The organism is Streptomyces zaehneri (assembly GCF_032248645.1).
GTDB lineage: Bacteria > Actinomycetota > Actinomycetes > Streptomycetales > Streptomycetaceae > Streptomyces > Streptomyces coriariae.
In genome coordinates this window covers 420,286-437,778 of record NZ_JASTTJ010000003.1, presented here as the reverse complement: position 1 = coordinate 437,778, position 17,493 = coordinate 420,286, and the positions used below count along the sequence as shown (strand labels likewise).

The 17,493-nt window shown below is 72.5% G+C and carries 12 protein-coding genes and 2 pseudogenes; 8 read left to right on the top strand and 6 right to left on the bottom strand.

Features of this window, described 5'->3' with window-relative positions; translation table 11 throughout:
- The first annotated feature begins 109 nt into the window (after positions 1–109).
- From QQM72_RS07680 to QQM72_RS07670, 3 genes are read left to right on the top strand one after another with little or no spacing between them, the layout of a single operon-like run.
- Entirely contained in the window at positions 110–1,126 is a 1,017-nt protein-coding gene (locus QQM72_RS07680; protein WP_314220019.1) for an iron-containing redox enzyme family protein, read from the top strand.
- Positions 1,127–1,171: 45 nt separating this feature from the next.
- Positions 1,172–1,801, top strand: a complete 630-nt coding sequence (locus tag QQM72_RS07675) for a HemK2/MTQ2 family protein methyltransferase (RefSeq protein ID WP_399076318.1) — start codon at positions 1,172–1,174, stop codon at positions 1,799–1,801.
- Entirely contained in the window at positions 1,782–1,979 is a 198-nt protein-coding gene (locus tag QQM72_RS07670) for a CDGSH iron-sulfur domain-containing protein (protein WP_314220018.1), read from the top strand. Before QQM72_RS07675 ends, QQM72_RS07670 begins: the two co-directional genes overlap by 20 nt.
- Before the next feature lie 180 nt (positions 1,980–2,159).
- Here the strand turns inward: QQM72_RS07670 and QQM72_RS07665 are convergent, their stop codons facing one another.
- Positions 2,160–2,594: a protease inhibitor gene (locus tag QQM72_RS07665; RefSeq protein WP_314220017.1), complete on the bottom strand. Its 435-nt coding sequence runs from the start codon at positions 2,592–2,594 to the stop codon at positions 2,160–2,162.
- 392 nt (positions 2,595–2,986) lie between these two features.
- On the opposite strand from QQM72_RS07665, the pseudogene QQM72_RS07660 reads away from it, so the two are divergent.
- From QQM72_RS07660 to QQM72_RS07650, 3 genes and pseudogenes are all read left to right on the top strand, one after another.
- Positions 2,987–3,538 (top strand): annotated as a pseudogene (locus tag QQM72_RS07660) (hypothetical protein); the annotation flags it as partial.
- 269 nt (positions 3,539–3,807) lie between these two features.
- Positions 3,808–4,164, top strand: a pseudogene (locus tag QQM72_RS07655) (cytosine permease); the annotation flags it as partial.
- A gap of 92 nt (positions 4,165–4,256) precedes the next feature.
- On the top strand, positions 4,257–5,426 hold the full coding sequence (locus QQM72_RS07650) for a lactate 2-monooxygenase (RefSeq protein ID WP_314220016.1): 1,170 nt from the start codon (positions 4,257–4,259) through the stop codon (positions 5,424–5,426).
- A gap of 100 nt (positions 5,427–5,526) precedes the next feature.
- Here the strand turns inward: QQM72_RS07650 and QQM72_RS07645 are convergent, their stop codons facing one another.
- The 4 genes from QQM72_RS07645 to QQM72_RS07630 form a co-directional block, all read right to left on the bottom strand.
- Complete coding sequence (locus QQM72_RS07645) at positions 5,527–7,170, bottom strand: RICIN domain-containing protein (protein WP_314220015.1); 1,644 nt, start codon at positions 7,168–7,170, stop codon at positions 5,527–5,529.
- A gap of 438 nt (positions 7,171–7,608) precedes the next feature.
- Complete coding sequence (locus tag QQM72_RS07640) at positions 7,609–7,986, bottom strand: toxin Doc (protein WP_314220014.1); 378 nt, start codon at positions 7,984–7,986, stop codon at positions 7,609–7,611.
- Positions 7,987–7,989: 3 nt separating this feature from the next.
- The gene (locus QQM72_RS07635; protein ID WP_037735240.1) at positions 7,990–8,235 is read right to left on the bottom strand and encodes a hypothetical protein; all 246 of its coding nucleotides are present in this window, start codon (positions 8,233–8,235) and stop codon (positions 7,990–7,992) included.
- A 139-nt stretch (positions 8,236–8,374) separates the two neighbouring features.
- Complete coding sequence (locus QQM72_RS07630; protein ID WP_314220013.1) at positions 8,375–10,615, bottom strand: glycoside hydrolase family 9 protein; 2,241 nt, start codon at positions 10,613–10,615, stop codon at positions 8,375–8,377.
- A gap of 215 nt (positions 10,616–10,830) precedes the next feature.
- On the opposite strand from QQM72_RS07630, the gene QQM72_RS07625 reads away from it, so the two are divergent.
- Positions 10,831–11,397: a cysteine hydrolase family protein gene (locus QQM72_RS07625; protein ID WP_314220012.1), complete on the top strand. Its 567-nt coding sequence runs from the start codon at positions 10,831–10,833 to the stop codon at positions 11,395–11,397.
- Positions 11,398–11,714: 317 nt separating this feature from the next.
- Here QQM72_RS07625 and QQM72_RS07620 read toward each other — a convergent pair whose 3' ends face one another.
- Positions 11,715–14,801, bottom strand: coding sequence for a glycoside hydrolase family 2 TIM barrel-domain containing protein (locus tag QQM72_RS07620; RefSeq protein WP_314220011.1), 3,087 nt, complete (start codon positions 14,799–14,801; stop codon positions 11,715–11,717).
- A gap of 300 nt (positions 14,802–15,101) precedes the next feature.
- Here QQM72_RS07620 and QQM72_RS07615 point away from each other — a divergent pair, with 300 nt between their 5' ends.
- On the top strand, positions 15,102–17,471 hold the full coding sequence (locus QQM72_RS07615; protein ID WP_314220010.1) for a SpoIIE family protein phosphatase: 2,370 nt from the start codon (positions 15,102–15,104) through the stop codon (positions 17,469–17,471).
- Positions 17,472–17,493: the final 22 nt, after the last annotated feature.

The following is a 17,493-nucleotide window of genomic DNA, read 5'->3' as shown; positions in this document are numbered from 1 at the left end:
CAGGCCAGTCCCGGCCCGCGGGGCCGCGCGAGCCGCCGTACGCGGAGGGTCGCTCCGCGTGATCCGGGCCCCGGCGGGTGGTCCGGCGTGCGTGGGGTACCCGGCGCGCATGGCACAAGACCCCCATGGACCACAGCTGCCGGTCGCCCGGGGCCCGGTGTCCGCGGCCGTCCGCGGATACCTGGCGGGCGCGGACGCGCTCCCGGCGGCGGAGACGGTCGCGGTCGCTTCCGCGTACGGCGACGACCTCCAGCTGGCCCTGTACCTCTGCTACGAGCTGCACTACCGCGGTTTCGCGGGGGTGGCCCCGGACCGGGAGTGGGATCCCGCTCTGCTGCGGGTGCGGGCCGCGCTGGAGCACCGCTTCCTGACCGCCCTGCGCGAGGACACAGCGGTCCACGACTGCGTCGAGGACGCGCTCGCGGAGCTTCTCGTCGAGCCCGTCGAGGGCTCGGGCGTCAGCCATTTCCTCGCGGCCGAGGGCGAGTTGTGGCAGCTGCGCGAGTACGCGGCCCAGCGGTCCCTCTACCACCTGAAGGAGGCGGACCCGCACGCGTGGGTGCTGCCGAGGCTGTGGGGCCGGGCCAAGGCGGCGATGGCGGCGGTGGAGTTCGACGAGTGGGGCGGCGGCCGCCCCGACCGCGTCCACGCACGGCTGTTCGCGGACCTGATGACGGACCTGGGCCTGGACACCGCCTACGGCCGCTATCTGGACGCCGCGTGCGCCGAGACACTGGCCACGGTCAACCTGATGTCCCTCTTCGGCCTGCACCGGGCCCTCAGGGGCGCCCTCGTGGGCCACTTCGCGGCGGTCGAGATCACCTCCTCGCCCGGTTCCCGGCGGCTCGCGCGGGCGATGCGCCGCGCGGACGCCGGGCCCGCCGCCGTGCGCTTCTACGACGAGCACGTCGAGGCCGACGCCGTGCACGAGCAGGTGGTACGCCATGACGTCATCGGCGGTCTGCTGGACGAGGAACCGCACCTGGCCCCCGACATCACCTTCGGCCTCGACGCCACCGGGCATCTGGAGGACCGCCTCGCCGCCCGCCTGCTCAGCGCCTGGCGCTCGGGAGAGTCCTCGCTGCGTACGCCGCTCCCCGATCAGGAAAAAGCCCATATTTCGTGATTGTCTGGGTACTTGGTCGGCGTGAATCCTCTCGTACTCCCGGGCGTGTACGCCCCACAGGAGGACACCGCCCTGCTGGCCGGGGCACTGTCCGAGGAACCGCTGCTCCCGGGGGCCGACGTCCTCGACGTGGGCACCGGCACCGGCGCGCTGGCGCTGGAGGCCGCGCGGCGCGGCACGCGGGTCACCGCGGTCGACGTGTCCTGGCGCGCGGTCTGCTCCGCCCGCCTCAACGCCTGGCGGGCACGGCTGCCGGTGCGCGTGCACCGCGGCAACCTCTTCGCCCCGGTGCACGGGCAGACCTTCGACCTGATCCTGACCAACCCGCCCTACGTGCCCGCGCCGGCCGGCGACCGCGGGGTCCGCGGGACGGCCCGGGCCTGGGACGGCGGTGGTGACGGCAGGCTCCTGCTCGACCGGATCTGTCTCGAGGCGCCCCTGCTGCTGCGGCCCGGCGGGGTGCTGCTGATGGTCCACTCCGCGCTCAGCGACCCCGCGAGCACCCTGACGGTCCTGCGCGCGTCCGGCCTGAAGGCGTCCGTGACGCGACGCCGCCGCATTCCCTTCGGCCCGGTCCTGCGCGAGCGCAGGGACTGGCTGCGGGAGCGGGGTCTGCTGTCCGCCGACGACGAGAACGAGGAACTGGTGGTCGTCCGTGCCGAACTCCCCAGCTGACAGGCCCTGCCGGATCACCGTCCAGCGCCGGGGCCCGCTGCTCCTCGAGGGACCGGTCGAGGTGGAACTGGAGGACGGCACCACGGTCGCCTCCGACCGCTTCCGGGTCGCCCTGTGCACCTGCCGGCGCAGCCGCCGCTACCCCTGGTGCGACACCAGCCACCGGGAACGGTCCTGAGGATTCCCGGGGACGCGCTCCCGCGCCCTTCCCGAAAACGGGTGCACCGGAGGCCGGCGGACAGCCCCACACTGTCCTCCGGCCTCCGGGTACGGAATCACGGTGCTCCCGTGTCAGGGGCTCGCACTCCCCACCTCACGAGCCTCTCTCGGTGTCCACGGGGACCACGCGATCCCGGTCTCAGAACGCGAAGAGGCTGCTCCCGGCAGCGTTCTTCACGCACTCGTTGGAGAAGGCGCGCTCGAAGGAGACGCGCTTGCCCTGCCACACGCCGTCGACGGTGACGACCACCGGGTCGTACTGCCTCGTGCAGACGGCGTCGCCCGGGCCCGCCAGGGCGTCCAGATCGCCGCCGGCGGCGCGCAGTTCGGCGCAGGCGCGAGCGGCGGCGGGGTGGGTGCCGGAGGGCGTCGGGGCGCAGCTCAGAGTGACGGCCCGGGCCGCGTTGACGGTGGCGGCGGTCTCTCCGTGGCCCACGGTCAGCACGAAGGCCGACGGGGCGTAGAGGGAGGTCGGCGCTGCGGCCGGGGCGGCGAGCGCGGATCCGGTGAGGGATCCGCAGACGGTGGCGGCCGTGAGGCCGAGGGTCGCTGCCCAGCGCGCGGTGTTCCGCATTGTGTGCATCCTTCCGCTCGATTCGGGGGTGTGCCGGTCCGGCTCGGTCGGTGTCGAACGCGGCGAGCGCGAGTCTGCCGAGTCCACCGCCGAAACTCACATCGACCCCATGGGTTTCAGTAACCTTGCGTATTGAATCAGTGGCGAGAAGTAACGAAATTCGAACGTTCCAACGCCGAAAGCAAGCGCTTCATGATCCCTTCGGTCGACTCGATGACCGGTTTCCATAGCTTCGTTAATCGGCCTGAAACATTCCGCCTCCGCCTCCGGATCCCTCCGCACGCCCCTCCGCCACTTCTCCGCGCACCCCTGCGCACACCCCTCCGTTCCGCTCTCGGCGGACTTCTCCTCGACCACTTGTGTTCATGTACCTGCGGAGTAATCGTCATTACATGATTACGACCGACCAGAAAGAGAAGCTGAGGGGCTGGTTCGCCGGCCGCCTGCCGGACGACCTCTTCGAGGAGCCCGCCGAGGTGACGGTCGACCGCGAGGAGATCACCGTGATCGGCCGCATCGCCACACCCCGGCTGACCGACGGTGTCTCGGCCGCCGAGCGGCAGGCGGCGGTCACCGCCCGGATCCAGGAGTTCCGGGAGCGCACCCGGGAGACCCGGATGGCGGTGGCCCGCGACGCCGAACACCGGTTCCGCCGGAAGGTGTCCTGGGGTGTGGTGTGCGACGGGGAGCGCGCCCTGTTCACCCATGTGGCCGCGCCCGTCATGACCCGGCTGCGGCAGCCCGAACGGCAGGTCCTCGACACCCTGATCGCCGCGGGCGTGGCCCGTAGCCGCAGCGACGCGCTCGCCTGGTGCGTCCGGCTGGTCCAGCGCCACACCGACGACTGGCTCACCGAGCTGCGCGACTCCCTCGAACAGGTCCAGCGGGTGCGGGCCCAGGGACCGGACACGGCCCCCGACTCCCACACCGCCCCCGCCCCCGATCCCGGTCCCGGTCCCGGTCCCGGTCACGACTCCGGTCACGACTCCGGTCACGACTCCGGCCCCGCCCACGGAGGGGTGGCGGATTCGCCCGCTCCCGACACGGAAGAAGGATGATTCATCCTCTGGTCGGGGTCTTGCCCCGGGCCGTAGGTTCGGCAGACCCCGATCAGTGACGGCATCCGCCCGCGTCGCGACTGGTCCCGCTACATCCCGGCCACCACCCCGCGCCGCAGGGTGGTCGGCGCCGCGTTCCTGTCGCAGATCGCATCAACCGCCGTCAGCGCGGCGGGCGTTACTGGTTCGCGCACTGCTGGAACCGGCGCGGTGTGACCGCCTGGTGGGTGTCGGCGCTGCCCGGTGTGCTGTTCACGAACATCCCGGGCCAGTTCGTTGGCCCGCTGGGTGATCCGGCGAACGGCATCGACATCGGGCTGCCGCTGCCCCTGGCCGTCGCCGCCGTGCTCTACCTGGCGTTGCTGCGGCTGTTCCCCGAACCCCGGGCGGTGTACGGGCCCGAGGGGGCGCGGCCGGCCAGGACCGTGGAGGCGGCGGTGCCGCCGATCACCGGTCCGGGCACGGACGCCGGCGACCCCGCCGCCGTACCGTCCGGGTCGGCCGTCGGCTGAACCGCCGGACCGCCGCGACCGACCCACCGGTATGGTCGCCCTGCGACGGCGACGACGCCGGACCGCGGGACGTCGAGAGGCGGGACGTACGGATGGCGAAGCACTGGGCGGACTTCCAGTACGAGATCTATCTGGGCGGGATGACGGGCGCGGTCCCCCGGCTGCCCACCGACCTGACCCGGCTCGAGGAACTCACCGAACAGCGCCTCGGCCCGGGGCCGGTCGGCTATGTGGCGGGCAGCGCGGGGGACGGCAGCACGGCGCGGGCGAACCGGGCGGCTCTGGAGCGCCGCCGGATCGTGCCGCGCATGCTGCGGGACGTCCACGAGCGGGACCTGTCGGTCGAGGTGCTGGGCCGTGCCCTGCCCGCGCCGCTCGCTCTCGCGCCCGTCGGCGTGCTGTCGATCATGCATCCGGAGGCCGAGTCCGCGGCGGCCCGGGCGGCGGCCGCGCAGGGGGTGCCGTTCGTCCTGTCGTCGGCCTCCAGCACGCCGATCGAGCAGGTGGCCGAGGCGATGGGGGACGCCGAGCGCTGGTTCCAGCTGTACTGGTCCAAGGACCGCGAGGTGACCCGCAGCTTCCTGCGGCGAGCGCGGACGAGCGGGTTCACGGTGCTCGTCGTCACCCTGGACACCCCGCTGCTGGCGTGGCGGCCCCGCGACCTCGACCAGGCCTATCTGCCGTTCCTGCACGGCGTGGGCACCGCCAACCACTTCACCGACCCGGCCTTCCTGGCGGGCCTTGCCAAGCCGGTGCACGAGGACCCGAACGCCGCCGTCCTGCACTTCGTGAGTCTGTTCGCGGACCCCGGCAAGACCTGGCCGGACCTGGCGTTCCTGCGGGAGAACTGGGACGGGCCGATCGTCCTCAAGGGTGTGCTGCACCCCGACGACGCCCGGTTGGCCGCCGACGCCGGGATGGACGGCGTGGTCGTCTCCAACCACGGGGGTCGGCAGGTCGCCGGTTCGGTCGCGGCCGCCGACGCGCTGCCCCGGGTGGCGCGGGCGGTCGGCGACCGGCTGACGGTGCTGTTCGACAGCGGGGTGCGCACCGGCGACGACGTCTTCAAGGCGCTCGCCCTCGGCGCGCGGGCGGTGCTCCTCGGCCGTCCCTACGTCTACGGCCTCGGCCTGGACGGACAGCCGGGCGTCGAGCACGTGATCCGCTGCCTGCTCGCCGAGTTCGACCTCACCCTGGCGCTGTCCGGCCACGCCGGGCCCGGGACCGTGGGCCCGGCGGACCTCGTCGAGGACGCCGGGTGACCACGGTCGGGTGCCGGCGGTCGGGTGACGACGGTCGGGTGACCGCGGGCACCGGGCGCCGCCGTGCCCGCGGGCCGGCCGGGGTCGCGTACCTCGTGCCTCAGGCGGTGCCGTCCGCCAGGTCGACCGGCTGGGCCGACGCGGGCGCGTCCGTACCGGTGACCGCGAGGGAACCGGGCGTGGCGGAGGCCACGTCGGTGAGCCAGCGCTGGCCGGTCGAGTGGTCGCGGACCTTCACGACCACGTCCGCCCCCGGCTCCTCACCGGCCGCCGCGAGGGCGAGCGCGTCGTCCCAGCGAGGCAGCAACTCGCCCTGCACGGTGAGGTCGTAACGGACGTCGTCCCCCCGGTCGTCGGTCTCGTCCACGCACGCGCCGAGGATGACCACCCCGGCGTCCGCGTGGGAGTCCACGCACAGGCCGGGCCCGGCCACGCTGCGCAACTGCCCGTCGTCGTCGTACGACCACTGCTGGGTCGCGTCGGAGGAGCAGTCGGCCAGTTCGACGGAGGCGCCCGCCCGCGCCTCGCCCCGCACGTCGAGGCAGAGGTCGGCGGCGGCGTTGCGCAGACTGGTCTGCCGTGGCGCGGTGGGCAGTCGGGCCGTGTCCGGGGCGGTCGGCGAGGCGGTGGCGGCCTGCGAGTCGATGCCGGGGACGGTGCCGCTGGTGGAGGCGGCCGGGTCGGCGCCACCGTCGTCCGACCACATGCCGGCGGCGAGCAGCGTGGTCAGCAGACCCGCCGAGGCCAGGCCGACACCGGTGAACAGCGCGCGCGGTGAGCGGGTCTCCCCCGACGACCGCCGGCGGGGCGAGGGGATCCGCGAGAACAGGTTGCCGGCCCTGCCGCGGGTGCCGCGGGTGCCACGGCCGCCGTGCCGTGCGGAGCCCTTGAGCCGCACGGTCTGCTGCTTGGCGCGGCCGGGGCGGGTGTCGTGGTAGCGGCGGGCGCCCCAGCCGAGCACCGCCTCGGCGAGCAGCACGCCGAGGCCGCTCTCGAAGTGGCCGAGCTGTTCGGCGGCGGCACGGCAGTAGCGGCACTCGTCCAGGTGCTTGCGCACGTCCGGCAGGAGGTCGCCGCCACGGCGGATCGGGACGTCGAGGAGCCGGTTGTAGAAGCGGCAGTCCTTGCTCGGCGCGAGTTCCCGGTGGGCCCGGACGACTCCCTCACGCAGTTTGTCCCGGGACTGCTCCAGGACGGAGGTCACGCTGTCGGTGTCCATACCGAGCAGACCGGCGGCGACGGTGACCTCTTCGGCCTCGACCTCCACATGCCACAGGACGCACCGGGCGACCGCCGGAAGGCCCTGGAACGAGCGTTCCGCCAGCACCCGGTTCTCCGGGATCATGGACTTCGCGGCCCGCATTCCCCGGGCGCCGGCCGGCTTGCGCAGCACCGGCAGCACGCCGGACAGTTCCTCGTCCGCGGACCACAGCCGGGCCATGTCCCGCACGGTCACCAGCAGCCGGGGCCGCAGCGCGGTCCCCGGTTCGCCCAGCTTCAGCCGGTCGAGGACCTGGTGGAAGGCGGCCGCGGTGACCATGGACGCGACGCTCCCGGAGGAGGCGAGGCAGATGACCGCGTACTCGTGCACCGGCCGCCAGTGCCGGGCGATCAGCAGAGCGGTGGACTGGGCGACCTCGCTGTCCGCGCCGCCGCGTATACCCGCGGCGAGTGACTCGTCGGATTCTCCGGGACCTCCGCCCGGCGGAGGGTAGGGCGGACGAGGAGGCTGAGGGGTGGGCACTGAGCGCATTCCTTTGGTACGTACCTGTCCGGTGCGGCAGGGAGCGTGAATTCGCCTCCGCCGACGAACGCGGGGGGTTTGGTCATGACCCCCCGCACGGGCGGTTCACCTTTGCACAACTGAGTCGCGCACAACAAGGCGACGGCTGAAGCTGCGCCTTGTTGATAGAAAGTCGATAGGCGGGGCCGGTTCACACCGGGGATCACGCCTTTCCGCGGCCTCTGCCGGCCCGGCCGGAATTCGCCCCTGCGCCCCGTGTGAAACACGCGCACACGGCAGGGCGCCGCGCACTCTCCCGGCGCACCGGCCCGCGTAGTTGGCTGGAACCGGCCACTTCCTCGGAGGCCCCGCGCAGGACGGCGGCTCTCCTGCGCGAAACGGCCGCCGGCCCTGTTCCTCCCGCCCTCGGCCGGCGGCCCTGAACGCTTTGCGCTTTGCCTATATCTGCCAGGACCGCAGCCGGTCCGCCGCGCCGTAGACGTCCGCCTTGCCGTCCAGCAGATCGCGGGCGAGGTCGACGAGCGCGCCGTACGGCGGATCGATGCCGGCCCCACTGGTGAACATGTACGCCACCGCCGTCGCGCAGGCGAAGCGGGCGTTGGCCGAGGGCAGGGGCTTGAGCACGGTGAGGGTGTGCAGCAGCGCGGCCGCCCGCCAGGCCGGGTCGGAGTCCACGCCGAGCCTGGGCGGATCGACCCGGTGCCGGGCGACGGCGGCGACCAGCGCCGAGAAGTCGTTGACGGTGGGCTGCTCCGGCAGAACCTCTTCGTGGCGCTGGAGCAGCCAGGGGACGTCGATGTGGATGACGGAGGTCATCGGTCAGGCGACCCGCCCCTCGCCCCGCACGGAGCGTTCGTCCTCGGGGAAGGCGGCGGCGAACTCGTCCGCGTGCGAGGCGAAGAACCTGCGGAAGGCCTCCGCGCCCTCCTGGAGCGCCCGGTGCCGCGCGATGTCGGCGGCGGCCGCCTCCCGCACGAGTGCCTTCATCGACGTACCGCGTTCCTTGGCGATCTGCCGCAGGTCCTCCAGCTCGCGATCGCTGAATTCCACATTGAGGGCTGGCATGCCCCTCACGGTACCGCGCGGGTACTTACTCGTAAATATCCCCAGGTCAAACTGGTGACCGCGCGGTACCGGAAGGTGTTCGACCCTGCACACTGCCGATCAGGCAGGGCCTATGGCTGATCCGGTCGCCGATCCCTCCCTATCCCTGGTCCGCCACGAAGGAGGCCAGCCGGGCCAGCGCCGCGTTCCAGTTGATCGCGGTCTCGTTCGTGGACCAGGACTGGATGTCGTCGATATAGCAGAACTGGCCCACGCAGCCCTGGAGCTTGCCCTGCGCGTAGGGGTCCTGAATGCTCGAGTTCGCGCCGCCCGCCAGGGTCCCCCGCGGCGGGTCCGGCAGGTTCGGGTCCAGCTGGCGCGCGTACCAGCGGCTGTGCTGGTGGTGGGAGTTCACCTCGCCGTAGCCGGTGACGTACGACAGGTTGAGCGCGTTGCGCCCGAGGACGTAGTCCATGCCCTGGACGGCCCCGGCCCGGTACTTCGAGGCGCCGGTGAGGTCGTAGGCCGTGGCGATGACCACGGCGTTGTTGAGGACCTGGTGGCTGGAACCCCAGTCGTAGCGGTTGCCGTCGGGGGCGTAGGGCATGCCGTACGGCTGTCCGGCCAGCGTGGCGAGATACGTGTCGGCGCCCCGCACCACCGACCGGCGGACCTTGTCGAGGCCGGGCAGCCGGTTCGGGACGGTCGCCAGGTCGAGGCGGCCGGCGGCGGCCGTGCGGGACCAGTCGAAGCCGTTGGGGACGAAGATGTCGGCCGTGTGCACCGGGGAGTTCACCACCTTGTCGGCGAACTGCTTCTCCCCCGTGCTGAGGTACAGCTCGGCGGCCGCCCAGTAGAACTCGTCGGTCGCGTCGTCGTCGTTGTAGGCGCCGCCGCCGGTGCCGTCGTTCGGGTCCGCGTACACGTCCGGATGCGCGAGGGCCGCCGTGAAGGCCTTGCGCGCGGCCGTCAGCGCCTTCGCAGCGAAGGCCTTGTCGTAGGGCCGGTACAGGCGGGCCGCCTGGGCGGCCGTGGCGGCCAGGTTGAGGGTCGCGGTGGTGGTGGGCGGGTGCAGTTCACGCTTCTGCGGATCGTCGCCCGGCAGCAGCGGCAGGCCCGTCCACTGCGCGTCGTGGATCTTGTGGTGGGCCATGCCGGCGAGCGGCTGCCCGTCCGGCACCTGCATCTTCAGCAGGAAGTCGAGCTCCCAGCGGGCCTCGTCGAGGATGTCCGGCACCTTGTTGCCGCTCTCGGGGAGGGCGAGCGTCCCGTCGCCGAGAGCGGCCGGGTCGCCGGTGCGGGCGAGCAGGGAACGTTCGTAGGTGCTCAGCAGCTCCCACGTGGCGATGCCGCCGTTGACGACGTACTTGCCGTGGTCGCCGGCGTCGTACCAGCCGCCGGTGACGTCGAGGGTGTAGTCGCACACCCCGGGCTGACACGGGACCGCGGAGTCGCCCTGGTTGGGGGCCGCGTCCACATGACCGGCCGCCCTGCCGTACCCGGGCCGCAGGTCGTCCCGTATCGCGATGCCGCTGCGCTGCGTGTAGTAGTACTTCACCGCGTCCAGCCGCAGCCGGTCGTAGTCGGCCGTGCCGATGTCGAAGGGGCGACTGGTCTCGCCGTCGGCGACCAGCGTGAAGCCCGTCCCGCGCGTGCGGTAGCCGCCGAAGTCGATGGAGTGGACGTTCTGTCCGGAGGAGACGTCGAGTCCGCGCGGCACGCTCCAGCCGTGCGCGACCGTCGTCCCGGAGCCGTTCTTGAGCTGCCAGGGCAGCTTCGCGCCGGCGTCGGTGACCAGCGTGGCGTTCTTCGGTCCGGCCGGCAGATAGGCGACCTGGTTGACGCGCACGCGTGGCCCGGTGTCGGGCTGGTACACCTCCGGCGGCACCCCGCCCAGCAGCGACACGTCGTCCAGGCAGAACCGCCAGGGATCGGCGCTCCCGCCGACCTGGAAGGCGACCTGCCCCTGGGTGCTGTCGACCGGCGAGGTGAACGTGTACGAGTAGGCGTCTCCCGACTCGTTCAGCACCGGGGTCGCCTCGTACCAGGTGTCGTACGGGGAGACACCGAGGCCCACGATCGCCCGCACCACATGCCCCTCGGGCACCCCGGAGGCGCTGAAGGAGAACCGGTACGACGACCCCTTCACCAGGGTGATCGCGTCCTGACCGATGGCGGAGTCCCAGCGGTTGACGGTGCCGCCCGGCACGTCCGCGCACAGCCGGCCGTCGGTGAGACCGGCGGTGACGTTGCTGGTCCACCACGGGTCGGCGGTCGTCTCGAAGCCGCCGTTCCTGACCTGTTCGACCTCATCGGCACCGGCCGGCTGCACGGGCAGCGCGGTGAGCGCCGCGCCCAGCAGGGCCGCGAGGGACAGCAGGGTGGTTCTGCGTCGTTTCACGTCCGGGCTCCTCGGGGAGGTGTGGGACGCTCCGCACGGGAGGCGGGTGCCATCTCGTGGGAGCGCTCCCAGAGCGGGGTCGCAGGACATGGTTGTTGGAGTCATGACACTGCGTCAACGGTCCCGACGAGATGGCTTCGGGGCCGTTGTCAGTGGGGCGTCCTAATGTGGACCGTCCGAGCACCGATCACCCAGACGAGGAACCGGAGTTCTCCATGACCACCCTGCCCGACCGGCCGAACACCGCCCTGCTCGTGATCGACGTCCAGAAGGGCCTGGTGGCGGGCACGCCCCGGCGCGACGAGGTGATCGCGAACATCAACACCCTGATCGGCGCGGCCCGCGCGCAGGACGTGCCGGTCGTCTGGGTACAGCACTCCGACGACGACCTCGAACGGGGCAGCGAGAACTGGGAGTACGTCGAGGAACTGGTCCGCCTCGACGCCGAGCCGCTCGTCCACAAGACCTACCAGGACTCCTTCGAGGACACCGGGCTGGAGTCGGTGCTCGCCGAGCGCGGGGTGGGCCGGGTGGTCGTCACCGGGGCGCAGAGCGACGCGTGCATCCGCTCGACGCTGCACGGCGCCTTCGTGCGGGGATACGACGTGACACTGGTCGGCGACGCGCACACGACGGAGGACCTGAGCAAGTACGGTGCTCCGGCGCCGGAACAGGTGATAGCCCACACCAACCTGTACTGGTCGTGGCAGAGCGCACCCGGGCGTGCCGCGGGCACGGTGGACACGGCGAAGGTGACCTTCGAGGCACCCGACGCGGGCTGAGGCGGCGCGGACGCGGGGTGATCGGGCGGCGGCGCCGGGCCGGCCTGTGCGGGCCGGTCTGTGCGGCCCGCCCGGAACGGACCGGCCCGGAGGTTCCAGCAGGGTGGTCCGGGCCGGGCGGGCGGGCCGGCCTCGGCACAGCGGGAGAGCCGAGGGCCGGGCCGTACGGGCCGGGCGGTGCGGGCCGGGCGGTGCGGGCCGGCCGGGCCGCTCCAGCCTCGGCACCCCGGGAGAGCCTCTGATGAGCGAGCCGGCCGGTTCTGCCGGTTCAGCCCGACCGGCCGGTCAGGCGGTCAGGCGGTCAGGCGGTCAGGCGGTCAGGATTCCAGCTTGGTGATGCGGATCGCCCCTTGGGGTGTGCCGGGGGCGCTGCTGGTCAGGGTCAGACGCAGCCCGGAGCCGCGGACCGGGTCGAAGGTGAGAGCCGTCGGCGTGTCCGAGGCGGTGGCCCAGTCGACGGTGGCGCCGGTGACCGGCACATGGCGCTCTCCGTCCCAGACCTCCGCCTCGACCGCCGCGGGCAGGCTGTGCGTGGCGTCGACGGTGAAGGACACCTCCACCCGGTCGAAGTCACGGGTGCGCCCGTAGTCCACCGAGACCCAGTCCCGCGGCCGGGCCCCGCCGAAGGCGGGCAGCAGGGCGGTGGCCGGCTTGGCGAAGGCGTTGGACCAGCCGGTGGCGGGGTCGCCGTCCAGCAGGGCCGCGGGCAGCGTGTCCGGACGGCCCGAGTAACTGGCGTCCGCGTAGGGGTGGTTCACCGGCGCCGGCAGGTCGGGAGTGAAGGCGGCGGGCTCAGTGGTCGCCTTCGAACGGGCGGGCGTGGTGCGCACGGTGGCGGTGCCCTTGCGCAGCCCCTCCACGCGGGCGGTCACCCGCAGGGCTCCGGCCCCGGTGCCGGAGCGCACGATGGCGAGGGCCTTGCCGTGGAAGGCGGTGCGCGTGCTGGCCTGATAGCGCTCGGCGCTCTCCTCCCGCCCGTTGTCGAGACCGGCCAGCGAGCCGCCGCCGACCTCGAAGGAGACGAGGTGTTCGGCGTCGGGCACCACGGTCCCGTGCGCGTCGACCACGTCGGCGGTGACGAAGACCAGTGACCGCCCGTCCGCGGGAAGGGACCTGCGGTCCGGAGTGAGGCGTACGGCGTGCGGGGCGCCGGCCGTGCGCAGCACATCGGTGGCGACCGTCCTGCCGCCCCGGCGGGCCACCGCCTTCAACTCGCCCGGCCGGTAGGGCACCTGCCACGTCAGGTGCAGCTTGCCCGCGCTGCCGTTCGGGCTGGTGTAGCTGCCGGGATAAGGGCCGGTGGTGAAGGTCTTGTCGTCGCCGGTGGCCTCGGTGGTCTCCAGGTAGGCGCGGCCGTCGACGGTCTTCTTGGTGTCGAACCTCCTTACGCCCAGGGACTTTCCGTTGAGGTACAGCTCCACGGTGTCGACGTTGGAGTAGGCCCACACCTCGACCGTGTCGCCCGTCTCGTGGTTCCAGGTCGTCGGCAGCAGATGGACCATCGGCTCGTCGGCCCACTGGCTCCGGAAGAGGTGGTACATGTCCTTCGGGAACCCGGCCGTGTCGACCGCGCCGAAGAAGGACGCCTTCACGGGGAAGACGTTGTACGGGGTGGGTTCACCGATGTAGTCGATGCCGGACCACAGGAACTGACCCGTGAACCACTTCCGGTCGCGGTCCTTCTTGTGCCCGTACTCGCCGCTCATCGTCCAGGAGGCGAGGTTGTTGTCGTAGGAGGAGGTCGCCCGCCTGCCGGGGGTGTGGTTCTCGCCGGTGTTGAGGTGCTCGGGTTCCTGGTAGGTGCCGCGGGTCGAGGTCTGCGAGGACGACTCGGACTCGAAGAGGAACAGGTGCGGGTAGGTCGCGTGCAGGACGTCCACCGACTTGGCGGTGTTGTAGTTCAGGCCGAGGCCGTCCAGCTTGGCGAGCATCAGGTCGGCGGCGGAGCCCTTGGCGGGCGGGGTGCGGTACTTGTCCGAGCCGATGATGAGCGGACGGGTGTCGTCCGCGGCCCTGATCGCGGTGATGATCCGGTCCGCCATGGCGAGACCGGCGGTGGAGGTGGAGTCGGTGATCTCGTTGCCGATGGACCACAGCAGGACGGCGGGCGAGTTGCGGGCCGCAAGCACCATCTCGGTGGCGTCGCGCTCGCACCACTCGTCGAAGAACCGCCCGTAGTCGTACCGCGTCTTGCCGGTCTTCCAGCAGTCGAAGGCCTCCACCAGCATCACGATGCCCAGCTCCTCGCAGACCCGGATCATCTCCGGGGACGGCGGGTTGTGGGAGGTACGGAAGGCGTTGACGCCCATGGACTTCATGATCGTCATCTGTCTGCGGACGGCGTCGACGCTGATCGCGGCGCCGAGCGCGCCCAGGTCGTGGTGCAGGTCGACGCCCTTGATCTTGGCGTGGCTGCCGTTGAGGTGGAAACCCTCGTCCGGGTCGAAGCGGAAGGTGCGGATGCCGAACGGGGTGCGGTAGGTGTCGGTGACCCGTCCGGCGACGCGCAGCTCGGTCTCCAGGGTGTAGCGGCGCGGGGTCTCGAAGTCCCACCGCTGCGGGTCGGTCACGGTGAGTTCGTGGGTCTGCGTGGCCCGGTCGGCGACGGCGGCCGTGGAGGAGGTGCGGGCGACGGTGCGGCCGTTCGGGGCGAGGACGCGGGAGACGACCTCGACGTCCGTGCTCGCACCGGACGCGTTCGCCACGGTGGTCGCGACCCGGACGACGGCCCGTTCGTCGGTGACCTCGGGGGTGGTGACGTACGTGCCCCAGCGGTCCACGTGCACCGGTTCGGTGACGACCAGGCGGGCCTCGCGGTAGATGCCGCTGCCGGAGTACCAGCGGCTGCTCGGGAGCCGGTTCTGCACCTTGACCGCGATCACGTTCTCGGTCGTGCCGTCGGTGTGCAGCAGGTCGGTGAGGTCGAAGGCGAAACCGGTGTAGCCGTAGGGGTGGTGGCCGACCTCGGTGCCGTTGCAGTAGACGTACGAGTCCATGTAGACGCCGTCGAACTCGACCGAGATCCGCCGGCCGGTGTGTCCGGGCGGCAGGGTGAAGGCGAGTCGGTACCAGCCCAGGCCGCCGGGGAAGAAGCCGGTGCCGCTGGTCGTGCCGTTCTGCGTGGTGGGCGTCTGCTCGATGCTCCAGTCGTGCGGAACCGCCACCGCGCGCCAGGTCGAGTCGTCGTAGCCGGGGGCGGCGGCGTCCGCGTACTGCCCGGTCGGGTCGGTGATCCCGCCCGGATTGACCAGCGCGAAGCGCCAGCCGTCACGCAGCGCGACCGTGCGGCGGCCGGATGCGCGCACGGCGTCGGCGGCGGCCCGTGCCGCCGGTGTGCCGAGGAACGCTCCGGCGGCCGGCGCGGCCGCGGACGCGAGAAGGACCGATCTGCGAGTGACCGTCATGGTCGGCTCTCCCTCATCAGGAACCAGAAGTACTCACAACTGATCGTTAACAAACAGAATCTGACGACGGGCCGCTCCTGCCCGTCAAGGGGCTCGACGCGCCCGCCCGCTCCGGCGGCGGACCGGGGCTGCCCCGCCCGGGGATCGCACGGGACTGGCCGGTTTTAGCCCTTGACCCCGACGGGAACTCGCTGTTCAGCCGAGCCCTGGGGGTTCCCGTCCGCCGGGGAGCGGGACACACTAGGCTGGAACGGAAGTGACGTGCCTGTTCACTGTGAGTGTCCGCGATGGAGTGCCGAGATGAGCCCGGAGTATCCGTTCGACGAGGCCGCGACGGCCCGGGCGATCGTCGACGACTCCGGCGCGCTGGTCGGGTGGAACGACGGCGCCCGGGCCCTGCTGGGCTGGACCCCGGCCGATGTCCTGGGCCGGCCCGCCACCGAACTGCTGGCCGACGGGACACCCGACTTCACCGGCACACGCTGGGACGGAACGGTCACTTTGCGCCATCGCGACGGCCGCCCGGTCCGGGTGTGGCTGCTCGCCCACCGCCTCCCGGACCGGGCCGACGACCGGGGACAGTGGCTCGTCGTCACCCCGCTCGCCGGCGGTGGCACCGACCCGTCGGACGCACTCCTGGCCGCGGCGGGCCTCGTCCAGTCCCCCTGCGCCGTGGCCGTCTACGACGAACGGCTGCGGCTGCGCCGGCTCAACGACGCGATGCGCGAGGTCATCGGGCTCCCCGAGGAACGGGTCCGGGGGCTGCGGCTCGCCGAGATCGGCGGCGGACCGCAGAGCACGGAGCTCGAACAGCACATGCTGCGGGTGCTCACCAGCGGCCGGCCGCAGGACGTGCAGACGTACATCCGCACCGGCGGCGAGTCGCGGGCCCACGCCTGGCTGGCCCGGATGGCGCCGGTCCTCGACGCCGACGGCCGGGTCCGGGGCGTGTGCCTGTCCGCCCACGACTTCACCGAGAACTACCTCGCACGCGAGCGGCTCCAGCTGGTCAACGAGGCCAGCGTGCGCATCGGCAGCACCCTCGACGTCATCCGGACGGCTCAGGAGCTGGCGGAGGTCTGCGTGCCCGCGCTCGCCGACTTCGTCAGCGTCGACCTGCTCGACCCGCAGGACGGCGGGGAGCCGCCGAGCCGGTTCAGCCCGCCGGTGGGGCTGCGGCGTGCCGCGCACCACTCGGTGAACGCCGGCAACCCGGAGGCGGTGGCCAAGCCGGGCGAGGTACAGCAGTACCCGACCGGGTCGCCGCAGGCCGACTCGCTGGTCGCGGGACACACCGTCATCGGCTCCCTGGCGGAGGGCGGTCTGGACGCGTGGCTCGCCTGGGACCCGGCACGCGACGCCCGGGTGCGGGAGCTCGGCATCCACTCCACGATGTCGGTGCCGATCCAGGCGCGCGGCATGACGCTCGGCGTCGCCGTCCTCACCCGGTTCCGCAGGCCGGACCCGTTCACCCCGGACGACGTGCTGCTGGCCGAGGAGATCACGGCCCGGGCCGCCGTCTGCATCGACAACGCCCGCCGGTTCTCCCGCGAGCGCGAGACGGCCCTCGCCCTCCAGCGCAGCCTGCTGCCGCGCTCCCTGCCCCGCACCGCCGCCGTCGACGCCGCCTCCCGTTATCTGCCGGCCGCCCGCGCCGGGGTCGGCGGCGACTGGTTCGACGTGATCCCGCTGTCCGGGATGCGCGTCGCCATGGTCGTCGGGGACGTCCTCGGGCACGGCATACAGGCCTCGGCCACCATGGGAAGGCTGCGCACCGCCGTGCGCACCCTCGCCGACATCGACCTCGCCCCCGACGAGCTGCTCACCCACCTGGACGACCTGGTCGTCCGGCTGTCGGAGGAGGCCGGCGGCGAGGGCAACCCCGGCGAGGTCGGCGCCAGCTGTCTGTACGCGGTGTACGACCCCGTGTCGCGACGCTGCACGCTGGCCCGCGCCGGGCACCCCCCGCCCGTGGTGCTGCGGCCGAACGGCCCGGCCCGCCGGGTCGAGCTGCCGGCCGGTCCCGCGCTGGGCCTGGGCGGGCTGCCCTTCGAGTCGGCCGAGCTGGAGCTCGCCGAGGGCAGCGTGCTCGCCTTCTACACCGACGGCCTGATCGAGTCCCGCGCGCAGGAGGTGGACTCCGGTCTCGGGCTGCTGAGCGAGACGCTCGCGGTGTACTCGGACTCCCTGGACGAGACCTGCGACCGGATCCTGCACGCCCTGCTCCCGCCCGGCGGCGCCGCCGACGACGTGGCCCTGCTGCTCGCGCGCACCCGGGGCCTGCCCGCCTCCCAGGTCGCGACCTGGGACATCCCCGCCGACCCCTCGCTGGTCGCGCCGATCCGCAGACAAGCGGTCGACCAGCTCTCCCGCTGGGGACTGAGCGAGGCGTCCTTCACCACCGAGCTGGTGGTGAGCGAACTGGTCACCAACGCCATCCGCTACGGCGCCCACCCGATCCGGCTCCGGCTGATCCATGACGCGACCACGCTGATCTGCGAGGTGTCCGACACCAGCCACACCGCCCCGCACCTGCGCCGGGCGAAGACCTGGGACGAGGGCGGCCGCGGCCTGCTGCTGGTCGCCCAGCTCACCCAGCGCTGGGGCAGCCGGCACACCCCCGAGGGCAAGACGATCTGGGCGGAGCTGAGCCTGCTCGACGAGGAGTGAGGCGGCCTCCCGGGGGCTTGGC